At 52.4% G+C, this 19635-nt stretch carries 13 protein-coding genes and 1 pseudogene; 1 reads left to right on the top strand and 13 read right to left on the bottom strand.

What is annotated here, in order from left to right:
* The 12 genes from RIC19_RS02590 to RIC19_RS02535 form a co-directional block, all read right to left on the bottom strand.
* On the bottom strand, positions 1–324 hold a 324-nt coding region (locus RIC19_RS02590; RefSeq protein ID WP_502930817.1), incomplete at its 3' end, for a response regulator.
* A gap of 110 nt (positions 325–434) precedes the next feature.
* Positions 435–1457, bottom strand: a complete 1023-nt coding sequence (locus RIC19_RS02585; RefSeq protein ID WP_350176530.1) for a PLP-dependent cysteine synthase family protein — start codon at positions 1455–1457, stop codon at positions 435–437.
* Positions 1458–1482: 25 nt separating this feature from the next.
* Positions 1483–2418 carry a hypothetical protein gene (locus RIC19_RS02580; RefSeq protein WP_350176528.1) on the bottom strand — a complete coding sequence of 312 codons (936 nt, stop codon included), beginning with the start codon at positions 2416–2418 and terminating at the stop codon, positions 1483–1485.
* A 212-nt stretch (positions 2419–2630) separates the two neighbouring features.
* Positions 2631–3740, bottom strand: a complete 1110-nt coding sequence (locus RIC19_RS02575; protein WP_350176526.1) for a D-alanine--D-alanine ligase family protein — start codon at positions 3738–3740, stop codon at positions 2631–2633.
* A 142-nt stretch (positions 3741–3882) separates the two neighbouring features.
* Positions 3883–7935, bottom strand: coding sequence for a hybrid sensor histidine kinase/response regulator transcription factor (locus RIC19_RS02570; protein WP_350176524.1), 4053 nt, complete (start codon positions 7933–7935; stop codon positions 3883–3885).
* 234 nt (positions 7936–8169) lie between these two features.
* Positions 8170–9714, bottom strand: a complete 1545-nt coding sequence (locus RIC19_RS02565; protein WP_350176522.1) for an MFS transporter — start codon at positions 9712–9714, stop codon at positions 8170–8172.
* 30 nt (positions 9715–9744) lie between these two features.
* Complete coding sequence (locus RIC19_RS02560; RefSeq protein ID WP_350176520.1) at positions 9745–10101, bottom strand: MerR family transcriptional regulator; 357 nt, start codon at positions 10099–10101, stop codon at positions 9745–9747.
* A gap of 46 nt (positions 10102–10147) precedes the next feature.
* A complete protein-coding gene (gene gatB / locus RIC19_RS02555) occupies positions 10148–11593 on the bottom strand; it encodes an Asp-tRNA(Asn)/Glu-tRNA(Gln) amidotransferase subunit GatB (RefSeq protein WP_350176518.1) in 1446 nt (481 codons plus the stop codon).
* Positions 11594–11634: 41 nt separating this feature from the next.
* Positions 11635–12696 (bottom strand): DUF3667 domain-containing protein, encoded by a 1062-nt coding sequence (locus RIC19_RS02550; protein WP_350176516.1) that lies wholly within the window; start codon positions 12694–12696, stop codon positions 11635–11637.
* Between the two features lie 58 nt (positions 12697–12754).
* The gene (locus RIC19_RS02545; protein WP_350176514.1) at positions 12755–13564 is read right to left on the bottom strand and encodes an alpha/beta fold hydrolase; all 810 of its coding nucleotides are present in this window, start codon (positions 13562–13564) and stop codon (positions 12755–12757) included.
* Between the two features lie 10 nt (positions 13565–13574).
* Positions 13575–14768: a CapA family protein gene (locus RIC19_RS02540; RefSeq protein ID WP_350176512.1), complete on the bottom strand. Its 1194-nt coding sequence runs from the start codon at positions 14766–14768 to the stop codon at positions 13575–13577.
* Between the two features lie 20 nt (positions 14769–14788).
* Positions 14789–15766 carry a peptidoglycan DD-metalloendopeptidase family protein gene (locus tag RIC19_RS02535; RefSeq protein WP_350176510.1) on the bottom strand — a complete coding sequence of 326 codons (978 nt, stop codon included), beginning with the start codon at positions 15764–15766 and terminating at the stop codon, positions 14789–14791.
* Between the two features lie 555 nt (positions 15767–16321).
* Between RIC19_RS02535 and alaS the strand changes: the two genes are divergently transcribed.
* Positions 16322–18949, top strand: a complete 2628-nt coding sequence (gene alaS, locus RIC19_RS02530) for an alanine--tRNA ligase (RefSeq protein WP_350176508.1) — start codon at positions 16322–16324, stop codon at positions 18947–18949.
* Between the two features lie 58 nt (positions 18950–19007).
* On the opposite strand, the pseudogene RIC19_RS02525 reads toward alaS, so the two are convergent.
* A pseudogene (locus RIC19_RS02525) lies at positions 19008–19190 on the bottom strand (hypothetical protein); the annotation flags it as partial.
* Between the last annotated feature and the right edge of the window lie 445 nt (positions 19191–19635).

Genomic DNA, 19635 nt, shown 5'->3' with positions numbered 1-19635 from the left:
ATCCCCGACCTGATCATATCGGATGTGATGATGCCGAAAAAGGACGGCTTTGCCGTTACCCAGGCCTTCGAGGCGGCTCTCCAGGGAGGCCCGGGCGGTCAGCAGGATAAGAGGGATGTGGGAGGTGCTGAGGTTGCTGCGGATGGCCTGGGTAACGGCAAAGCCGTCCTTTTTCGGCATCATCACATCCGATATGATCAGGTCGGGGATCAGGGCTGTGGCTTTTTGGATGCCCTCTTCTCCGTCGGCGGCTTCGGTGATGTTGTACCGGGAAGGGCCGATGCAGTAACGAATGTATTCCCGCATTTCGGCATTGTCTTCAATGAGGAGCAGTTCCAGTTGCTCTCGCCCACTCGAAGCGGTAGCTTGCGCACTGGGGGCAGTATTTGAGGAAGTTTAACAGGCCTGCCCTTCAGCAAATGTGTATAGGATAGTCATGCCAGCTCATTCTCCTCCATCCACTCGTCGTTAAAAACCGTGCTCAGGTAATTTTTACCAGAATCGGGCAACAGCAGCACGGCTACCGCGTCTTCGCCCAGCTTTTTGGCGGATTTCAACGCCCCGGCGATCACCGCTCCGGCCGAAGACCCTACCATCCAGGCTTCCTTCCGGGCCGCTTCCCGCGCCATCCCATAAGCCTCTTTATCAGAAACCGTGATGACTTCGTCAACCAGGCCGAGGTCGATCGTATCCGGCAGAAAATCCTGACCGATGCCTTCGATCTTGTAGCCTTGCGCTTTGCCCTCCGTGCCCTCGTAGAAGTGGCGGTAAAGGGAGCCTTCGGCGTCGATGCCGATCACGCGGAGATCCGGGTTTTGCTCTTTGAGGTATTTTGCTGTACCCGTTATGGTCCCGCCCGTACCCATGCCCACCACCAAGTGAGTGATCTGCCCGGCCGTATCCCGCCAGATCTCAGGCCCGGTGGTGCGATAATGGGCCAGGGGGTTGTTGAGGTTCGCGTATTGGTTCGGGCTGAAGGCATTGGGCGTCTCTTCCACCAAGCGTTCGGCCACTTTGTAATAACTCCGGGGGTCGTCGGGGGCGACGCCGCAGGGGCAGACGACGACCTCCGCGCCATAGGCCTTAAGGATATTGCGCTTCTCCCGGCAGACTTTAGCGTTCATGGTGAAAATGACTTTATAGCCTTTCACCACCGCCGCCTGCGCCAGCCCGATGCCGGTATTGCCGGATGTGGGCTCGATGATCGTCCCGCCGGGTTGGAGCAGGCCCAGCCGCTCGGCCGCTTCGACCATAGCGATGCCGATCCGGTCTTTGCCGCTGCCGCCGGGGTTGAGGAATTCCATTTTGGCCAGCATCAATGGGAGCAGGCCTTCGTTGAGCCGGTTCATCCTGATCAATGGCGTATTGCCGATGGTGTGGAGGATGTTTTTTTGATAGCTTAAATGAGTTTGTTTTTCAGGCGAATGATCCTGCTTATGGGAGGCTGATGGTATCATGTGGATAGTTTTAAATAGGAGTGAATCAAGATGCTACTGCGGCGACAAGTTTTTCAACCTGCCCTTTGGCATGCTTTGTTACTTCTTGCGAAGACAGGCAAAAACGATAGAAATCCGAGGCGATGGCATTCCAAATAGGCTGGGATGGGGCGAGTTCGCAGAATGATTTCACCAATTCTAAGAAAACCTCCTGCCCTTCATCAGCAGAATGAATTTTTATTGCCAGAAACAGATAAGCTGATTCATAAATTTTAAACCCTTTCAGGTCGTCAGCAGAGCGATAACCGTTGGCATTTAAAACAGCTTTGACCCTTTCATGTCCTAAGCCTTTTGTGAACCAGATGAATTCGACGATGATCTGGTCGAGCATTCTTCTGATCAGATTAAAAGACAAAGCGGAAAAATCAAGCAGGAATCGGCTGTCCATTGGGCTTTGGCTTGCTTCATCCGTTTTGTATCCAAATCTGGCGACAGCTGTTCCATAGACCTTATCCATTGGCAAGAAGCTCGCGTCCGGCCCTATTGCCACAGGAACAACAGGCGTAGAAGCATACTTTTCATTGAAGGGCCCAACCGTATTGAAAAAATAGGGCGCCGGAAACTCCGCCCGGTTTTCAAAGCATCGGATCAGGGGAAACAACAACCGCAACGCCTCCTCCCTTTGCCCGGTGGCCATCTGTATCCGGGCCAGGTTGACCAGTTGCTGCACCCGGTGCATTTCCAGAATGTCATATCCATGCTCCTGAATCAGATAGTTGTCTATGGCCAGGGCCTGCAGGCTCAAGGCGTCTGCTTCTTCTGGCCTGGATTCCTTTAGTCTCAGATACGCCAGGCCGGAACTGTAAAAGGCGGCAATGAGCAGTTTGCATTGATAGGAAATTCTGGCCGAACCTAGAATGACCTCAATTTTCCTGAAATATTTCAACCCTGCTTTCAGTCCCCGCCCTCTTGCCAGTTCCAACCCACGGTTGATCGTTTGCCGGCATTTTTCATATAAGTCGGTTTCCGATGCCTCCAGGTTTCCGCGTATATTTTCAAGGAGGATTTCATTGAAAAGGACTCTTTCTTCGTAAAACCCCTCTTTGCTATTCAGCTGATTTCTGTTTTGAAAAGCCGATAATGTTTCCTGTATCAGTCTATTCATGGCGTATTCTTGAATTTTGGAATTTTGAATTATTTACATTCATAATAATCTGGCGGCATCCCGGCCAATGCCGCTTCGCCCTTGACCACCATGTTGCTTTCCATCGTGAACAGGTTGTGCCGGTGCATTGCTTCCGGCGCCTCCAGGCCATACGTTAAAAGAACATGGCAGACAATCGTATGGATAAGCCCCTCAAAGGCCTCCATCGGAGTGTAGCCCGGGAAGCAGGTGAAGCATTGTTTCACCATCAGGCCCTCCGGAAAACAGAGCGCCGGCAGGCCATTGACGTCGAAGAAGCGCAATGTCCCGCCCTTATCCAGCCTGCCGTCAACGCGGGTGATGCCCCGAATGCCAAGGGCGGCAGCTATCTTTGGCATACTATCCCTCAGTTGATCATGGATGGCGGCATCCGCGACATAAGGCATTATTTTATCATGCCCGTCCCAGGGGCGCAGGCGTTCGTTCCGGCTGAGAATATTGGTTTTGCCGGCTGCGCTTTTGACGATGTAGGTCGTGGGCAGCAGCATCACCTCCTTGCCCAGTTGCAGAAAACCGCAGGTGATGTCGTCGCTGGGCAGGAATTCTTCGATGATGACGTTGCTGAGCGGAAAATCCGACAGGATCTGCCGGGCATGGGCCGTGGCATCCGGGATGTTTTTTGCCATTGCCACCCCTACGCTGCCCGACTCAGCGGTGGGCTTCAGCACCAGCGGAAAGCCGATATCGCTCTCTGAAAGAAGCTGTGCCATTTCCGAAACATTTTCCCGGCTAATGACCTTGAACGAAGGGATAGGCAGCCCATTTTCCCGTAGTACGGCCTGGCAGGCGTCCTTTTCCAAAACCGTTCGAAGCGTTTTGGCGCTGGAGCCCAAAAACGGCAATTGCCGCTCCTCGATGTAATCGTTTAACCAAACGGCTTTGCCCGCGCCAGCATTGACATAATAGGCGTTGGGCCACAGAAGGGTGTCCGGTGATATTTCATCCAGTACTTTTTCCAGTTGAGGAACGCTTTCCACTTCGGTGGTTTCCACCTCTATGCCGGCTTTACGCAACACGTCGGTGGCTATTTGCAATTCTTCCGGGCTGGTGAGCCAGCCGTTGTGCCAGTGGCCGCGGCTGTTAATGAATAATATTTTCATGGTCAACTGTTTTTAAGTTCATTATTGACCCAAAGATGCGGAGCCCGGTTCACAACGGTTTTCCCTCCTGTTTCAATGATTTGACACCTCGTTTCAGCCTTGATTAAATGCCCAGCGCCTTCTTGATCTGTGAATAGTGGGGCTACACCTCCGAAGGGCTCTTCCCATACGCCTTCTTGAACGACCTCGAGAAGTGGCTAAGCGAAGAAAAGCCGGCCTGATAGGCGATTTCCGAGACATTCAGCTCCCCTTCCCGGATCAGTTCCAGGGCTTTCTGCAGGCGAATAGAGCGGACAAAATCCGTGATAGGTTGCCCGGTGAGCGCTTTAAGCTTGCGGTGCAGGTGGGTGCGGCTCATGCCGAAGTGCCGGCCGATGCGGTCGCCGCTGAGGTTGGATTCGTCAATGTGTTCGAGGATGTATTCCCGGAGGTTGACGATGAACTCGTCCTCCTGCCGGTAGGTGTCGTCAGTTGTGGAAATAGCCCCATCCTGATACCGCTGCTGCAGCAAACGGCGAATTTCGATGAGTTTTTGAATGCGAAGCGCCAACTCCTGCGGGCTGAAGGGTTTGGTGAGGTAAGCGTCGGCCCCGCGTTGCAGGCCTTTCAGGCGGCTTTCCAGGGAGGCCCGGGCGGTCAGGAGGATGAGGGGGATGTGGGAGGTGCTGAGGTTGCTGCGGATGGCCTGGGTAACGGCAAAGCCGTCCTTTTTCGGCATCATCACATCCGATATGATCAGGTCGGGGATCAGGGACTGGGCTTTTTCGATTCCCTCTTCTCCATCGGCGGCCTCGTTTATGTTGTATCTATCTTCGCTAATGCAATAGCGAAGATACTCTCGCATTTCCTCGTTATCCTCTATGATGAGCAATTCCTGCTTTTCTCTTTTTTCCAATGCAGGAGCTATTGCGGTAGATTCATTCCCTGCTTCCACGATCTCCGGATCGAATATGGCCTCTGGCGCCGGGCTGTTGGCCAGCGGCGTAGCTGCTTCCGCCTTTAAAACAGGCAACAGGATCTGGAACAACGTCCCCTTGCCCGGTTCGCTCGACACTTTTATTTGGCCGCCCTGCAATTCTACCAGCTCTTTGACCAGGGCCAGGCCAATGCCCGTACCGCCCTGGGCACGGGTGGCGGAGCCGTCTATCTGGTAAAAGCGGTTGAAAACATGCCTCAGTTGATCCTTTCCAATGCCCATCCCGGTATCTTTGACGTCCAGGCGGATAAATTCCTGCTTGTCTTTACAGGACTTGCTCACGGCCAGCTGTATGTCGTTGCCCGGTGGCGTAAACTTAATGGCGTTGGATAGCAGATTATAAACGGTTTTATCCCATTTGTCCTGGTCGAAATTCGTCTCCCAACGGTCCTGGCCGGCCACAAAATACAGCTTCAACTCCTTTTTCTCAACCAGGGGCTGAAAGCGCATCGCCAACTCTTGGGTATAAGCAATAATGTCTCCTCGAGTCGCTTCCACCTGCATCCGCTTACTTTCAATTTTGGACAGGTCGAGCATCTGATTGACCAGTTCGAGGATATGCCGGGTATTTTTCAAAACTCCTTGAACCCTTCTGCGCAGGATGGTTGGCGGCGGCTGTTCGGAGAGTATTTGCTCCAGCGGCCCGATGATAAGGGTCAGAGGAGTACGAAATTCATGGGTGATATTAGAAAAAAAACGAGTTTTGGCTTTGTCTAGTTCTTGCAGCGCTTCGGCTTGCGAGGTAATGACCCGTTTGTCTTTTTCTATTTGGCGGGTCCGTTTTTGCACTTCAGCTTCCAGTCGCTCCCGGTCTTCTTTGAGTTTGAGGATCCGCCACTGTACAGCGGCCAGCGTGGCGCCTATTATGCCGGTTATCACCAAGGCGGTGAACCACCACTGCAAATAGAAAGGCTTTAACACTTTTATCTTCAATGACAGCATCCGATTTGACCATCCGTCGCTGGGATTCTTTCCTCTGACCCTCAGCGTATAATTTCCGTAGGGCAGCTTGGTGATGCGAAGAAAATTCTCATTGATGATTCTCCAGTTATCGCTGTAGCCTTCTATTTGATAGCTATAACGATGCCGTTTGGAGTCGTCGTAATCCAACAGCATGAAGTGTAGTTCCAGGAATTTATCGCTGGGGCGGATCGTAATAACGTCTGTCTGTTGAAGCAATTCGGTTTTGTCCGTCATGTTTTCGGCATCGCCTTCCAGTAAATAGCAGGCGATAAATTCAAGGGGCGTATTATTCTCCCTATCACCGGTAAATACCCTGGGGTGAAAAGCGATCAGGCCGCCCAAGCCGCCAAAGTAAAGCGTACCGTCCTTAGCCTGGTAATGCGCCGTCGTATTGAATTCGTTATGAGGCAACCCATCCTTCACCAGAAAAGTACCCAACTGGTAAGTGTACTTATCCATCCACATTAGCCCTTTGTCGCTCGGTATCCAAAGTTTGCCGTAATCATCCTCATAAACGGCATAGGTAAAGTTGTTGGACAAACCTTCGGCAGTGGTAAATTGCCGGCTCTCCGAGAGCTGCTTCGCACCGGGAGCGGGGCGCCACCTGATAACACCGCCGCCTCGCGTAGCCAGCCAGAAAACGCCGTACTGATCCCGATCTTCGTGCATGTGCTGAATATAATCGAATGGCAGATCGCCGGAAGCAGTAGTGAAATGCCGGATGGGGGCTTCCTGTTCGTTCATCAGAAAGACGCCGTTGTTAGTCGCCAGCCATATTCCCGTATTGTTTTTGTAGATGTGATTGACTTGACTGGTTTGAAGCTGTGCAAAACGGCCGTAACCCTTGAACGGAATTACCTGCTTATTTTTCAGGTCGATGTAGGCAAGTCCCTGGTGCAGGCCCGCGAGCCAATAGCCGGGCCGGCTCGTTTTTAGTACGGAGTAGGCCAGATGCGCCTTCGGGTCCGCCACTTCATACAATGTTTCCTTGTTATTTCTCAAATCTAATTCATACCCCAGGGAGGTAGTCGTATAATCGCCCGCCCACAATAGGCTGTCCTGATAAGCCAAGGCAAAAGCACCGTAACTATCGGACAGCTTTTCACAAGCCTGGGTTCGCGTATTCCAGCGGTATAAGGCTTTATTAAGGAAGTAAATATTACCCGCCGGATCTTCGGTGATGCCCCGGCAATCCGAAGTGCCTAAGTTTCTTTGGTGAATCAGGCGAAAGTTGTTTCTTGCGACACTGGTCTTGAGCAAACCGTCAGGGGTCGCCAACCACATATAAATATCGTCTTCAAAATAGTTGACAAAATTCGTGCTGTAATTATCTCCGATCAGCGTATTAAAATCGTACAACCAGCCTCCCTGCTCATCAAATACGTTTAGTTCCTCGCCCATTTGCACATACCAATATCCTTTTTGCGTGCGGTAGAAAAAAAAACTACCGGCCAACGCTACTTCAACCGGGCGCCCGTCCCGGGTAAGGAAAAAAGGGATCGGGTTCTCCTTGTCGGCCTTACTCCAGAAATTTAAATAGTCATTGCCCTGTAGAGTTGCTAACCATATCATCCCATCCGGTCCGGGATAAATACCACAAATCCGGCCGGGCAAATTTATTTCCTCCTTTATTGTTCCCAACGAGTCTATGCGGGCCAGGCTTTCCCACCACCCGATCCAGGTATCGCCGCTGCTGTCTCTGATGATATAACTTACCAGGACGCCTTCCCTCTCAAATATCTTTTTGAATGCGCCGTCATACAAATAGACCTCGCCCTTATTGGTACTGATGCATGGAAGCGCTCCCGGGATAATGGATTTCGGCAAAATTACCTCGGCGGATTTGACTGGGGCTTTGCCTTCAAAGTACGCATCGAAGGGCGTCGCCCGCCCGGTACGGGGGTTAAAAATATCCAGATTTTCAATTGCCTTGCCGTCCGGAATATCGCCATAGGCAGTAGGAGAGTATTGATTCTTGTAAAAGAGCCATAAGTTCCCTTCAGCGTCTTCGCTGATCTTTAGAATGTTCTGGCTACTGTTTAGCGCACCATTTTCCTTCGAATACAGCTTAAATGAATCCCCATCATACCGGTTCAGGCCATAGCGCGTCCCAATCCAGATAAATCCCCGGCTGTCTTTGAATACGGCCGTGGTATAAAGGTTAGCCAGGCCTTCTTCGACAGTAATGAGTTGGGCGTCAAAAAGATGCTTTTGTGCGAAAAGCGATGAAAAAAAGAGAAAAAGAGAAAAAAGCACGGCAAAAGCTCTCCGAATGAGAAAAACGAAAGCCCTCCTGCCACCCTGAATACCGGATGAGCACATTAGGATGCCCCCCCCATAACAGAACGGGAAAAAAAAACGGGCCTTGTGCTTCTTTGATAACTCATAGGGCATTGGGAAGTATGTTTCTTCAGGCAACAAAAGTAAACTAATCAGGTAGTTTAAATACTGCCGACATAGGAAATATTAAGGTACTCCATTTTCGTAGGCTTACTCCTCATCCTCCACCCTCAGCGACAACAGCCCCGCCAGTATCATACTCCCACCACCCACCATCAGCGCATAAACCGCCAGCCCATCGAAGAAGAACCCGACAATAAAGCCCAGGATGGTCGCTGCCACAATCTGCGGGATGACAATAAAGAAGTTGAACACTCCCATGTAGTAGCCCATCTTGTCGGCCGGCAGAGCACCGGCCAGCATCGCGTACGGCATCGACAGAATACTCGCCCAGGCAATACCTATGCCAATCATCGGCAGCAAGAGCAGGTCCGGGTTGTTCAGGAAGTAGATGGAAATGAGGCTGAGGCCACCAATCACCAGACAAACCATATGCGTGAAGCGCCGGCTTGTCCGTTTGGCCAGCCAGGGCAAGCTAAAAGCAACGATGGCAGCAATACCGTTGTAGACCGCAAACAAGAGGCTCACCCAGTCCGCTCCTTCGTTATAAGCGACGGAAGTGGCATCCGTGGCTCCGTAAATGTGGTGCGTCACGGCAGAGGTCGTGTAAATCCACATGGAAAACAACGCGAACCAGGAGAAGAACTGCACTACAGCCAGTTGTTTCATAGTAGCTGGCATCCGAAGCAGGTCACTCATAATGGTCACAAAGCCATTTTGGTAACGGCCGCTTTTCATCAATCGCCCGGCGGTAAGCCAAAGTAAGCCTACCACAATAAGCATAGCCGCCAAAACATACAATTCCTTGTTCAGCTGCGCCTGTGTGAGGCCCACGACGGCCGCTATCCCCAGCCCCGCTGCGATTCCGCCCACCCGGTTCATTGTACCCCCTCTTTGCTGAACCTCGCCTGTGGAGAGTTCCTCGATGGGCACTTCGTCTTCCCCCGTATCCTCAAACTTTTGCAACTGCTCCGGCGGGTACTCGTGGGAGCGGACTACCGTCCAAAGTACAGCGAGCATAAAAACCAACGCGCCCAGGTAGAACGACCACTTTACCGAATCCGAAATCTCCCCTTCTCCGGCAATATTGCTCACGCCAAACCAGTTGGTCAGCACCCAGGGCAGCATTGAGGCAATCACCGCACCAGTGCCAATGAAAAAACTCTGCATGGCAAAGCCGGTGGTGCGCTGCTCCGAGGGGAGGTTGTCGCCCACAAAGGCCCGGAATGGCTCCATGCTGATGTTGATGGAGGCATCCATGATCCACAGCATGCCGGCAGCCACCCATAGCGTGGGCGAATTGGGCATAAAGCACAGGGCAATGGAAGCCAGAATCGCCCCCACCAAAAAGTAGGGCCGGCGGCGCCCCAACTTCGGATGCCAGGTCCGGTCGCTCAGGTAGCCTACAATTGGCTGCACCAACAGCCCGGTCAGCGGTGCTGCAATCCAGAGGATGGGGATTTGCTCCACATCGGCGCCAAGGGTTTCAAAAATGCGGCTCGTGTTCGCATTCTGCAAGGCAAAGCCAAACTGAATGCCGAGAAAGCCAAAGCTCATGTTCCAGATTTGCCAGAAGGTGAGGTGGGGTTTGGAGCCGCCCTTAGTCGCCGGGCTGGGTGTGGTCGTTGATGCCATATGTTTTTTGTTTGATTGTTTCGTGCGGAGCTATGCTTCCGGTAAGGTATTCAGGAGTTCCTTAAGCCCTTTCCTGACCCGCTTCAGGCGCTTGAGGGCCTCTGCCTTTTCTTCCTCCCATTTCAGGTGCCGCTTGATCTCCTGCCGCGCCCCGTCAATGGTGAAGCCCCGCTCCTTAACCAGCTCGTAAATCAACTGCAGCTGCTCCAGATTCTGGGGCGTGAACCGCCGCTCACCCTTACTGTTTTTGTGAGGCTTCAGAAAGTCAAACTCCCCTTCCCAAAACCGGATCAAAGATTTGGTCACTTCAAACAGCTCTGCCACTTCACCGATGGAGTAGTAGCGCTTTAGGTTGTCCGGATCATCAAAAATGGGCAGCTTTTTCATATTCACCTTTTTGCTCTGGTCGCGCTATCAAGATAAGAAAAAAGCCCTACTTCGCTAACTTTTCCCGGAGCAACTGATTGGTCAGCTTGGGGTCGGCTTTCCCCCGGGAGGCTTTCATCACTTCGCCCATAAAAAAGCCGATCAGGTTTTTTTTGCCTTTTTGGTAACGGGTAGTCTCTTCAGGGTTATCGGCAATCACCTGATCTATGATGCTTTCGAGCGCACCGGCATCAGAGGTTTGAATGAGGTTGAGGCTTTGAGCCAGCTCAAGCGGCTTTTTATCCGGTGCATTCAGCATAGCCGGAAATAGCTGTTGGTAAGCTGCGGTGTTGGATACCTTGCCGGTTTCTATCAATGCCAGTAAGCGTGCCAGCTGATCGGCCCCAACCGGAAAAGCAGACAAAGATATTGAGGCCTCGTTACAGTGAGGCAACACCTTATTGATCATCAGATTGGCCGCCGCTTTGTATAGCTCCGTGTGCTGAACCAACTCCAGGTAAAACAGCGCGGCTTCCTGCTCTTCCGTCAGCAGGTTCACATCGTAGGCAGGCAGGTCGTACTCCTCCGCCAAACGCTCGCGCAGTTGCCAGGGCAGGGCAGGCAGCTCCTGATGATAACGCCGCAAATCGTCGGCACTGATCACTAAAGGTGGCAGGTCGGGCTCAGGAAAATACCGGTAATCGTGCGCATCTTCCTTATCGCGCAGCGGAGAGGTCCGTCCGGTTTCCGGGTCAAAGTTCAGCGTTTGCTGCCGTACCTCGCCTCCACTTTCAATCCAATCGATCTGCCGCTTCACTTCGTACCGGATCGCCCGCCGGGCGTAGCGCATGGAGTTGAGGTTCTTGATCTCACAACGCTCCCCAAAGGCTTGCTGCCCTTTTGGCCGTACCGAAACATTCACATCACAGCGCAGAGAGCCCTGCTCCATATTGCCATCCGAAACCCCCAGGTAGCGCACGAGTTGCCGCATGCCACTCATAAAGGCATCGACTTCCTCCGCTGAGCGTAAATCCGGCTCTGAAACCACCTCCAGCAACGGTACACCTGCCCGGTTGAGGTCAATCTGCGAATAGGGCCCGGAGGTCTCATGAATAGACTTCCCGGCGTCTTCCTCCATATGTATATGGTGGATACGGATGGCCTTCTCCCCCGATTCCGTTGTTATCTTCAACTGCCCGCCAATGCAGATCGGCTTGCGGTCCTGCGTGATCTGATAGCCTTTCGGCAAATCGGCATAAAAGTAATTCTTGCGGTCAAAGGCATTGACCATATTGATCTTAGAACCCAGCGCCAACCCCAGCTTGATGGCGTATTCCACCTGCTTTTGATTCAGTCGGGGCAGGGTGCCGGGGTGCCCCATTGACAACGGGCTGATGTGCGTATTGGGCGGGGCACCAAAGGCAGTGGCATCACCACAAAACGCCTTGCTTTGAGTGGCTAACTGAACGTGGACTTCCAGACCGATGACGGTCTCGTACTGATCGTAGGGCATAGGCTAAAGATTGACTTGGTCGTAAAAGTACAACGGTAAGCTCAGAACGTCAAAGTGGTCACGACCATAGTGAAGATCAAAAAGAGCGAAAACAGGGTTAGATAAGCAAAATTGATGATGCAAAACTTGATAAACGTCTTGAGCCGGCCCTGTTCGTAGAATCGCCGCATCGACTTATACAAGTAGAACAAAATGGCCAAAAACCCCAGCGAGATAACGATTCCCCCAGCATCCAACCTGTCCGGAAACCAATAAAACCCAAGCATTAACAGGGTAACCATAAGGAAAGTAAAGGCGTGGTAGTGAAAACTAAAGACCAGGTGCTCAACGTAATAGCGGTTGCGCCGGATATAGAGCAGCTTGAGCACCAGCGCCAGTGCCGGCATCAATAGCACAACCATCCAGATCAATTTACTGAGTGCAAAACGGGTAAAGTTGCCCCCTTCCCGGTTGAGCTTGGCGATTTGCCGCACCTGCAGACTGTGCCAGAAGCCTTCCACCCCGTAAGCGGCGGGCAGGCTGTCCAAAGGCATCTCAATCAGATCGCGCTTGGTGACCGCCAGTTCCGTAGACTCTACTTCGCCAAAGGACCTACTGACCAAGTATACCAAATTAAAGCTGTCCTGCCTGGGGTCCTCCAACCTGGCTTCAAGCGTATCGAGGGCTGCCGAAAGTTGGGGCACCTCGTCGAATTTTGCTTCCACCTCTGCCCGGACGGTGTCCAGATCAGTCCGGAAATCACTGTAGTGTGCCTCATACCGGGTCCCATCAACCAGCTCATCCATACCAGCTTCCAGCTGTTCAGAGACAATAAAGCCCAGTACCGCAAAGTGGATCACCGCCATTATAAAAAACAGTCGCATCGGAGGCACATAGCGCTTCTGCTGCCCCCGGAAGTAGGCTTTGGTAAGCTTCCCCGGAATAAACAGCGTGCCCAGCGTCGTAAAGATTTTAGAATCGATATTGAGTACAGACTCAAAAAAATCGCGGATCAACACCCAAAAAGTCACCTTGCCATCGGTATACTTCTGACTGCAATGACCACAGTACTCTCCGTATTCGGATAGTGGGTAGTAACAGTTCGGGCAGTATCGCTTGGACATGGCAACGGGGTTGAAATGTATCCTGCAGGAACCCTAAAGCTAACAATTCCCTGCAAATCTATCCATGCTTTTCGACAAATGCCCGCAAATATCGGGTTACTACTTTGGGCTGTTCAATGACTACCGCATGGCCGGCTTTGGGTATTTCTTGGTACTGTGCTTTGGGTATATGCTGCTGCATTGCCCGGCTATAGGCGGGCGTTTTGAGCACATCCTCCTCTGCTGCCATCAGTAGTACCGGACAATGAATCGATGCCAGGGCTTCCGGAGACATACCAAAGGTCAGGAAGGCATCGCACAACCGTTCGAAGCCGGTAAAGAAATCGTCTGGCAACTGCGCGAAGGCTTCCCGGCGGCTGTCAAAAAAAGTGCCCGTTCGATCAAGGAAGGCACCGGAATAAGAACAGGTGGCAACGGCTTCATACAACAAGCCCCGATCTACGCCGGCAAGGTCCCGCCAAAGCTGTACCTGCCGCTTCAACAGCGCATCCGACCAGGGGACAGAAGCTATGACTGAAAGCGATTTTACGCGCTCCGGGGCTGCTTGCGCAAAAAGCAGGCCGACTTCTCCCCCGTAGGAAGTACCAATCAGGTGGCACTGTTCAATGCCCAATCCGTCCAGTAAGCCTTTTAAATCAGCCACGTGCCCCGCCATCTGCCAATGTTCCGGAAAGCCTTTGCTGCTGTAAAGCTGCCCGCGGAAGTCATGCGTCAGGCAGGGGTATACTTTCGACAACGGGCCCGACTGCCCCTTCCAGGAACGAAGGTTCATCAGTATGCCGTTGAGGAAAACCAGTGGCGTGCCCTGCCCTTCCGGCTGCCACTCATAGGCCAGGCGTGTTCCATCTGCCAGGGTCAGGGTGTTCATTAACAGGGGGTTATTGTCGTTTGCTCAGTGTGCCATCTTCGTCCAAAATCAATGGAGATTCCGGAAAATCGGATACATTGAGGCGCAGCAGGGTTTTGATGGCCCGCTTTTGCGGATCCGCCTTGGGGCCGTGGTTATAGCTCTGGTACACCGGCACAACTGTACCACCCACGAATTGCCCGTCAGCATCCACTTCCACCTTCACCAGGGGCGCGATGCCTGCCTCTCCGCTCAGGTTGAAGCGGCCGTAGGTACAGAAATTGCCAAGGCTGTAACAGATGAGCCGGTCTTGGTACAACTCCATTGCCCGGGTGACGTGCGGGCCATGCCCAAAGATGATATCAGCACCGGCATCTACCATGGCGTGGGCAAATTCGTACACATTGCCCCGGTTTTCACCGTAGTAGGTTTCGCGGGTACGTGGCACACGCTGATGCTTGGCCCCTTCTGCCCCACCGTGGAAGGAAACGATGACGACGTCACATTCTGCTTCCAGTTTTTGGACCAGCTCCCGGGCTTTGGTATAGTTGTGAATGCTGACCGTCCCGGAGTTTGGGGCAAAAGCCACCATGCCGACCTTAAGCCCGTTGCGCTCAATGATGGCATATTCATCCGACCCCGCAAGACCGGCATAGGCAATCCCTGCCTCGTCCAATACGGCCTTGGTGCGCTTACGGCCTGCCAGACCGAAGTCACCGGAATGATTATTGGCAATACTAAGGAAGTCGAAACCGGCTTTTTGAAAGTGCTTCGCGTAGCTTTCCGGAGACCGGAACACATAACAGGCTTTCGGATTGTTGCAACGCTTGGCGGTGCCGCCTTCGTCCAGTATCGTACCTTCCAGATTGCCAAAGGTTACATCCGCTCCCCTCAGCAGGTTTTCCATCTCTGCCAGCATCGTGGTACCGCCCTTTGGAGGCAGGTAGGAAGCTGAAGGGTAGTTGGTGCCCAGCATCATATCCCCTACCCCGATGATGGTATAGGTGGTTGGCGCTTCGGGCTCCGGTGCCACTGAAGTGGTATCAGCGGGGATCGTATCTTTAACCACCTGCGCACGGGCGGCTATGGATTGGGCATAGGTATTCGCTTCTGCCTGACAGCTGCTCAAAAACAGCAGGGCGAGCGCACCAATAAACTGTTGGGGTGCAAAGCAAAAAAGACCTCCTGGAAGGAAGCCTTTTTTGCGGCCTGATAATAGTGCCATTAAAATATGTTTTCTGAATTTTAATCAAATGATTGGTTGGGCATTTCTGCCGCACGTACCAATTCCTGATACTCCTCGGGGCTCAGCCCGTCCATGCAGTAGTGGATGGGGTTGACCTTTTCACCGTTTACCGTTACTTCGTAGTGACAGTGGGGCGCAGTAGAAGCGCCGGTATTACCGACCAGTCCAATTTGGTCACCGCGGACGACGGTATCGCCCTCTTTCACATCGATGCGTTTCATGTGCGCATAGAGTGTCTGATAGCCATAACCATGATCGATAATCACCCGGTTGCCATAGCCTGTGCCACGGCCAGCCTTAATGACTTTGCCTGCGCCGGTAGCCTGAATAGGCGTACCCCGGGGAGCGGTAAAGTCGATGCCATAATGCATCTTCGGAATCTTATAGATCGGGTGGATACGGCGGCCGAAACCGGAGAGCAGGCCTACTTTTCGCTTCAGCTTGTCAGAGCGGACTGGCTTGATAGACGGTATATGCGCCAGCATGTCCTCTTTCTTCTTGGCCATACTGATGATGGTATCCAAAGAATGGGACTGCAAGTCAAGCTGTCGCTTAAGCTGATCCACACTTTGGGATACTTCTACCATCAGGTCGCTGGTGGTAAACTGACGAAGGGCTTCGTACTTGTCGTGCCCTCCGACACCACCTTCCCAAACGCCCTGATCGATAGGATCCATGCCGAACACCATCCGGTGGGCATAGGCATCGCGCTCTTGTACACTATTAAGGACACTGCGTAGTTGTCCCAATTCTTCCTGAAGTTCCTTGTAGTTTTCCTCCATAAATTTAATCTCCTGATGGAGCGCCCGCTCTTGCGGGGACGGAAGCCACTTATCTGCGGCTACTTTGAGGAAAAATGCAGCAACAACGACTGCACAAGTAAACCCAAGCCATCTCAACACTTTCTGAGTAGTCGACTCCTCTACCTTTTCGTACCGGAGCGTCTGAGTGTTGTAAACAAATTTTTCTTTTCCCATGCGTGTTATGTCTTAGCCAAATGAAACCAAATGTCAGTCTTCAAAATGTCGTGCGCAGTGGCACGGCTTTGAGTAAATAGTCGCTGAAATTTAGGTTCCCCCCGCAAGCACACCTAGTGTTCCCTCCTAAAGTGGCTTTACGTAGCTTGTGTTCGTTCTCAGTACCTGACAGTTTCCTGCCGGGCAGCGCCAAATGTAACTGCCGCTTTCGGCATTACAAAATATAGGGCTCTACTTTTGCGCTTTTTGTAATCAAATCACGAACCCCCGGGCTGGTTATCATCAAAATGATGAACATTAATTCATGCTCAAAGGCATGTTTTTAAAGGCAAACAGGGGTTGAACTTATGTTGCAAATTGGGTATTTAAAGGATTTTTATCCTGTTCATGGGTAGGATCCGGCTTTGCCGTAATGCAAATATGCGCATTCAAGTTAGGAAGTCATTCATTTTTAATAAAATTTAACATTTCCTTTGCCCGAAATAAATAGGTAAGGAGAGCCTTCCAAAACTGCGTACTTACTGCTATCTTCGTCCCTTCTAAAGCAAGCTATACATGACCGCACAAGAGATCAGACAAGCCTTTTTGGATTTTTTCCGCTCCAAAGCGCACAAAATCGTCCCTTCCGCACCTATCGTCAGCAAGGATGACCCCACCCTGATGTTTACCAACGCGGGGATGAATCAGTTCAAGGATTACTTCCTGGGCAACCAAACGCCTGAAGTACCCCGGATAGCGGACACCCAAAAGTGTATGCGGGTCTCCGGCAAGCACAACGACCTGGAGGATGTGGGCCGGGACGGTACCCATCATACGATGTTCGAAATGCTGGGCAACTGGTCCTTCGGCGACTATTTCAAAAAGGAAGCCATCGCCTGGTCCTGGGAGCTGCTCACGGAGGTCTATAAAATTCCGAAGGAAAATCTCTACGCTACTGTCTTTGGTGGCGATGAGGAAGAAGGCTTGCCTGCTGATGAAGAAGCCAAGGCGTTCTGGATGGAATACCTGCCGGAAGAGCACATCCTCTACGGCAACAAAAAAGACAATTTCTGGGAAATGGGCGATACCGGCCCCTGTGGCCCCTGCTCTGAAATCCATATCGACCTGCGCAGCGACGACCGCAAGGCAGAAAAGCCGGGCCGGGAGCTTGTCAACATGGACCATCCTGAGGTTGTCGAGATCTGGAACAACGTCTTCATTCAATTCAACCGTAAAGCCGACAGCTCCCTGGAGAAGCTTAAGCACGCTCATGTGGATACGGGCATGGGCTTCGAGCGCCTCTGCATGGTACTACAGGGCAAAACCGTCACCTACGACACGGATGTCTTCACCCCGATCATCAACAAGATCGAAGCACTAACGGGCAAAAAATACGGCGGCCGTTTCGCACCCGACGCACAATCAGATATGGCTATGCGGGTCGTGGCCGACCACCTCCGTGCCGTGGCCTTTACCATCGCCGATGGGCAGCTACCGAGTAATACCGGGGCGGGATACGTGATCCGCCGCATCCTTCGCCGTGCCGTGCGTTACTATTATTCCTTTCTCGATGTGAATGCGCCCCTCATCTACCGCCTGCTGCCAGTAATGGTAGAGGAAATGGGCACCTTCTTCCCGGAACTAAAAGCCCAAAAGGAGCAAATCGCCAAAATCATTGAGGCGGAGGAAAAGACCTTCCTCAACACTCTGGACAAAGGCATCAGCCGCTTTGAAAGTATTGAGGCGAAGGACGGCGTCATTCAGGGCGAAGACGCCTTTAGCCTTTACGACACCTACGGCTTCCCCATTGACCTCACCCGCCTGATGGCTGAAGAGCGGGGGCTGAAAGTAGATGAGGCGGGCTTTAAAGCTGCCCTCGCAGAGCAAAAAGCCCGCGCCCGCGCCGATGCCCACAAGAAGGTAGGCGACTGGCACATCGTACGCGATGGTGAAGAAGTGGCGTTTGTGGGCTATGACCACCTGACGGTAGAGGGCGCACATGTACTCAAATACCGTACGGTCGATATCAAAAATAAAAAGCAGTTTCAGGTTGTCCTGAACCGCACGCCTTTCTACGCCGAGAGTGGTGGACAGACCGGCGATACGGGCTTGCTTTTCTTCGGAGAGGAAAAAGTGCCGGTCATTGACACCCAAAAAGAGAATGAACTGATCATACATATTGTCAAGGCTTTTCCTCAGGAAATGGAAGCTCCGGTGCGTGCCGAGGTGAATGCCGGCAAACGGCAAGCCACCTCCAGCAACCACTCTGCTGTTCACCTGATGCACGCTGCCCTGCACGAAATTATTGGCGAGCATGCCCTGCAGAAAGGGCAGAATGTAGATGACAAGCGCCTGCGCTTCGACTTTTCCCACTTTCAAAGCATGACAGCTGAAGAAGTGCAGCAGGTAGAGGACCGCGTCAATGCACAAATCCGGCGCAATATTCAACTGGAAGAAGAGCGTGAAGTCCCGATTGAAGAAGCCAAGGCTTCCGGTGCACTGATGCTCTTTGGTGAAAAATACGGCGAGAGCGTCCGTATCATCACCTTCAGCCGTGACTTCTCCCGGGAACTGTGCGGGGGCACCCACGTTGCAGCAACCGGAGAGATCGGCCTGTTCAAAATTTTATCAGAAGGGGCTGTAGCGGCAGGTATCCGCCGTATCGAAGCGGTTACGGCTGACCACGCTGCTACCTTTATACAGAAGGAGCTGCATGAACTGCAGGAGGTGCGCCAACTGCTAAAGAGCCCTAAGGATGTGGCCAAAAGCGTTGCCGCATTACAGGACGAGAATAAGGCGTTCAAAAAAGAAGTAGAACGACTGCGTGCCGAGCAGGCCAACGCCCTGAAAGGCGGGCTAAAGGAAAAAGTAGAGGCCATTGGCGAGATCAACTTCCTCAGTGCCAAACTTCCATTAGACGATGCCAATGCGATTAAAACGCTGGCCTACCAATTGGAGGAAGAGCTGGGCCATGCCTTTATTATTTTTGGTGCTGTGGCCAATGACAAACCGCAGCTGACCATCGTCATCAGCAAGGCACTCACAGAAAGCCACGGCCTGCACGCCGGTAATATGATCCGAGAGCTGGCCAAAGCCATCAAGGGTGGCGGTGGCGGACAGCCCTTCTTCGCCTCTGCGGGGGGGAAGGATGCCGCTGGGCTGGACAAAGCTTTGGCAAATGCCAAAGCAATGCTTACGAAGTAAAAAACGAAGAGACCGGAATTTGGGCGCCTTCCCAATTCCGGTCTCCTATTTCTATTTTTTAATACCGCCAGGAATCCAAATCCGCACCCTCCGGCGCAACCTTTGGCATATCTTCAGCCACCCACTTTTGGATAAACATACGGTGGTAACGCAGCCGGGAAATATGGTTCGGCTCCTCCGGGTCGCCATTCCAGCAGTGCTCAGCGCGGTCGCCGTAGGCCACTTCCCCATCGTAGTAGGGCATGGCTTCTACCGGATAACCGTAGGCTTCCCGGCCTACCCGCTGTACAACGCCGGGCGCCCAGCCTTCCACATCAATACCAAACACCTGCTGCGTACCTGAATCGTCAGTGATCTGAAAACGGGGCTCCTGATCCGGGTTGGTGGAAAGGAGGATCAGCAGCCGGCCATCCACCGTTTGCTGATGCAGGTCTGGAGCTACGCGGACTGCAAATTGAGCCTGCTGAGCCAGCAGGAAAATGGGCAGCAGGAACAGCCCCGATAGTATGTTTACTTTATTCATCGTCGCTAGGAGCATGTTTGGAGCTCGTTGCTATTGCAAATCAACGCTTTATGAACCCCGCAGAAATGCGGGGCAAGCTCTGACTTCCTCACTAAATTTTCATTTAGCCCGCTAAACTCAAATTTAGTGACTTTGCCAGAACCATAAATCCTTGATTTTCATG

Source organism: Phaeodactylibacter sp. (genome assembly GCF_040219495.1).
In the GTDB taxonomy this organism is placed as follows: domain Bacteria; phylum Bacteroidota; class Bacteroidia; order Chitinophagales; family Saprospiraceae; genus Phaeodactylibacter.
This window is presented reverse-complemented; position numbering and strand designations above follow the sequence as displayed.

Coding starts and splice junctions, on each gene's coding strand:
- RIC19_RS02585 (WP_350176530.1), bottom strand. CDS start 1,457: ATGATACCATCAGCCTCCCATAAGCAGGATCATTCGCCTGAAAAACAA.
- RIC19_RS02575 (WP_350176526.1), bottom strand. CDS start 3,740: ATGAAAATATTATTCATTAACAGCCGCGGCCACTGGCACAACGGCTGG.
- RIC19_RS02565 (WP_350176522.1), bottom strand. CDS start 9,714: ATGGCATCAACGACCACACCCAGCCCGGCGACTAAGGGCGGCTCCAAA.
- RIC19_RS02560 (WP_350176520.1), bottom strand. CDS start 10,101: ATGAAAAAGCTGCCCATTTTTGATGATCCGGACAACCTAAAGCGCTAC.
- gatB (WP_350176518.1), bottom strand. CDS start 11,593: ATGCCCTACGATCAGTACGAGACCGTCATCGGTCTGGAAGTCCACGTT.
- RIC19_RS02550 (WP_350176516.1), bottom strand. CDS start 12,696: ATGTCCAAGCGATACTGCCCGAACTGTTACTACCCACTATCCGAATAC.
- RIC19_RS02545 (WP_350176514.1), bottom strand. CDS start 13,564: ATGAACACCCTGACCCTGGCAGATGGAACACGCCTGGCCTATGAGTGG.
- RIC19_RS02540 (WP_350176512.1), bottom strand. CDS start 14,768: ATGGCACTATTATCAGGCCGCAAAAAAGGCTTCCTTCCAGGAGGTCTT.
- RIC19_RS02535 (WP_350176510.1), bottom strand. CDS start 15,766: ATGGGAAAAGAAAAATTTGTTTACAACACTCAGACGCTCCGGTACGAA.
- alaS (WP_350176508.1), top strand. CDS start 16,322: ATGACCGCACAAGAGATCAGACAAGCCTTTTTGGATTTTTTCCGCTCC.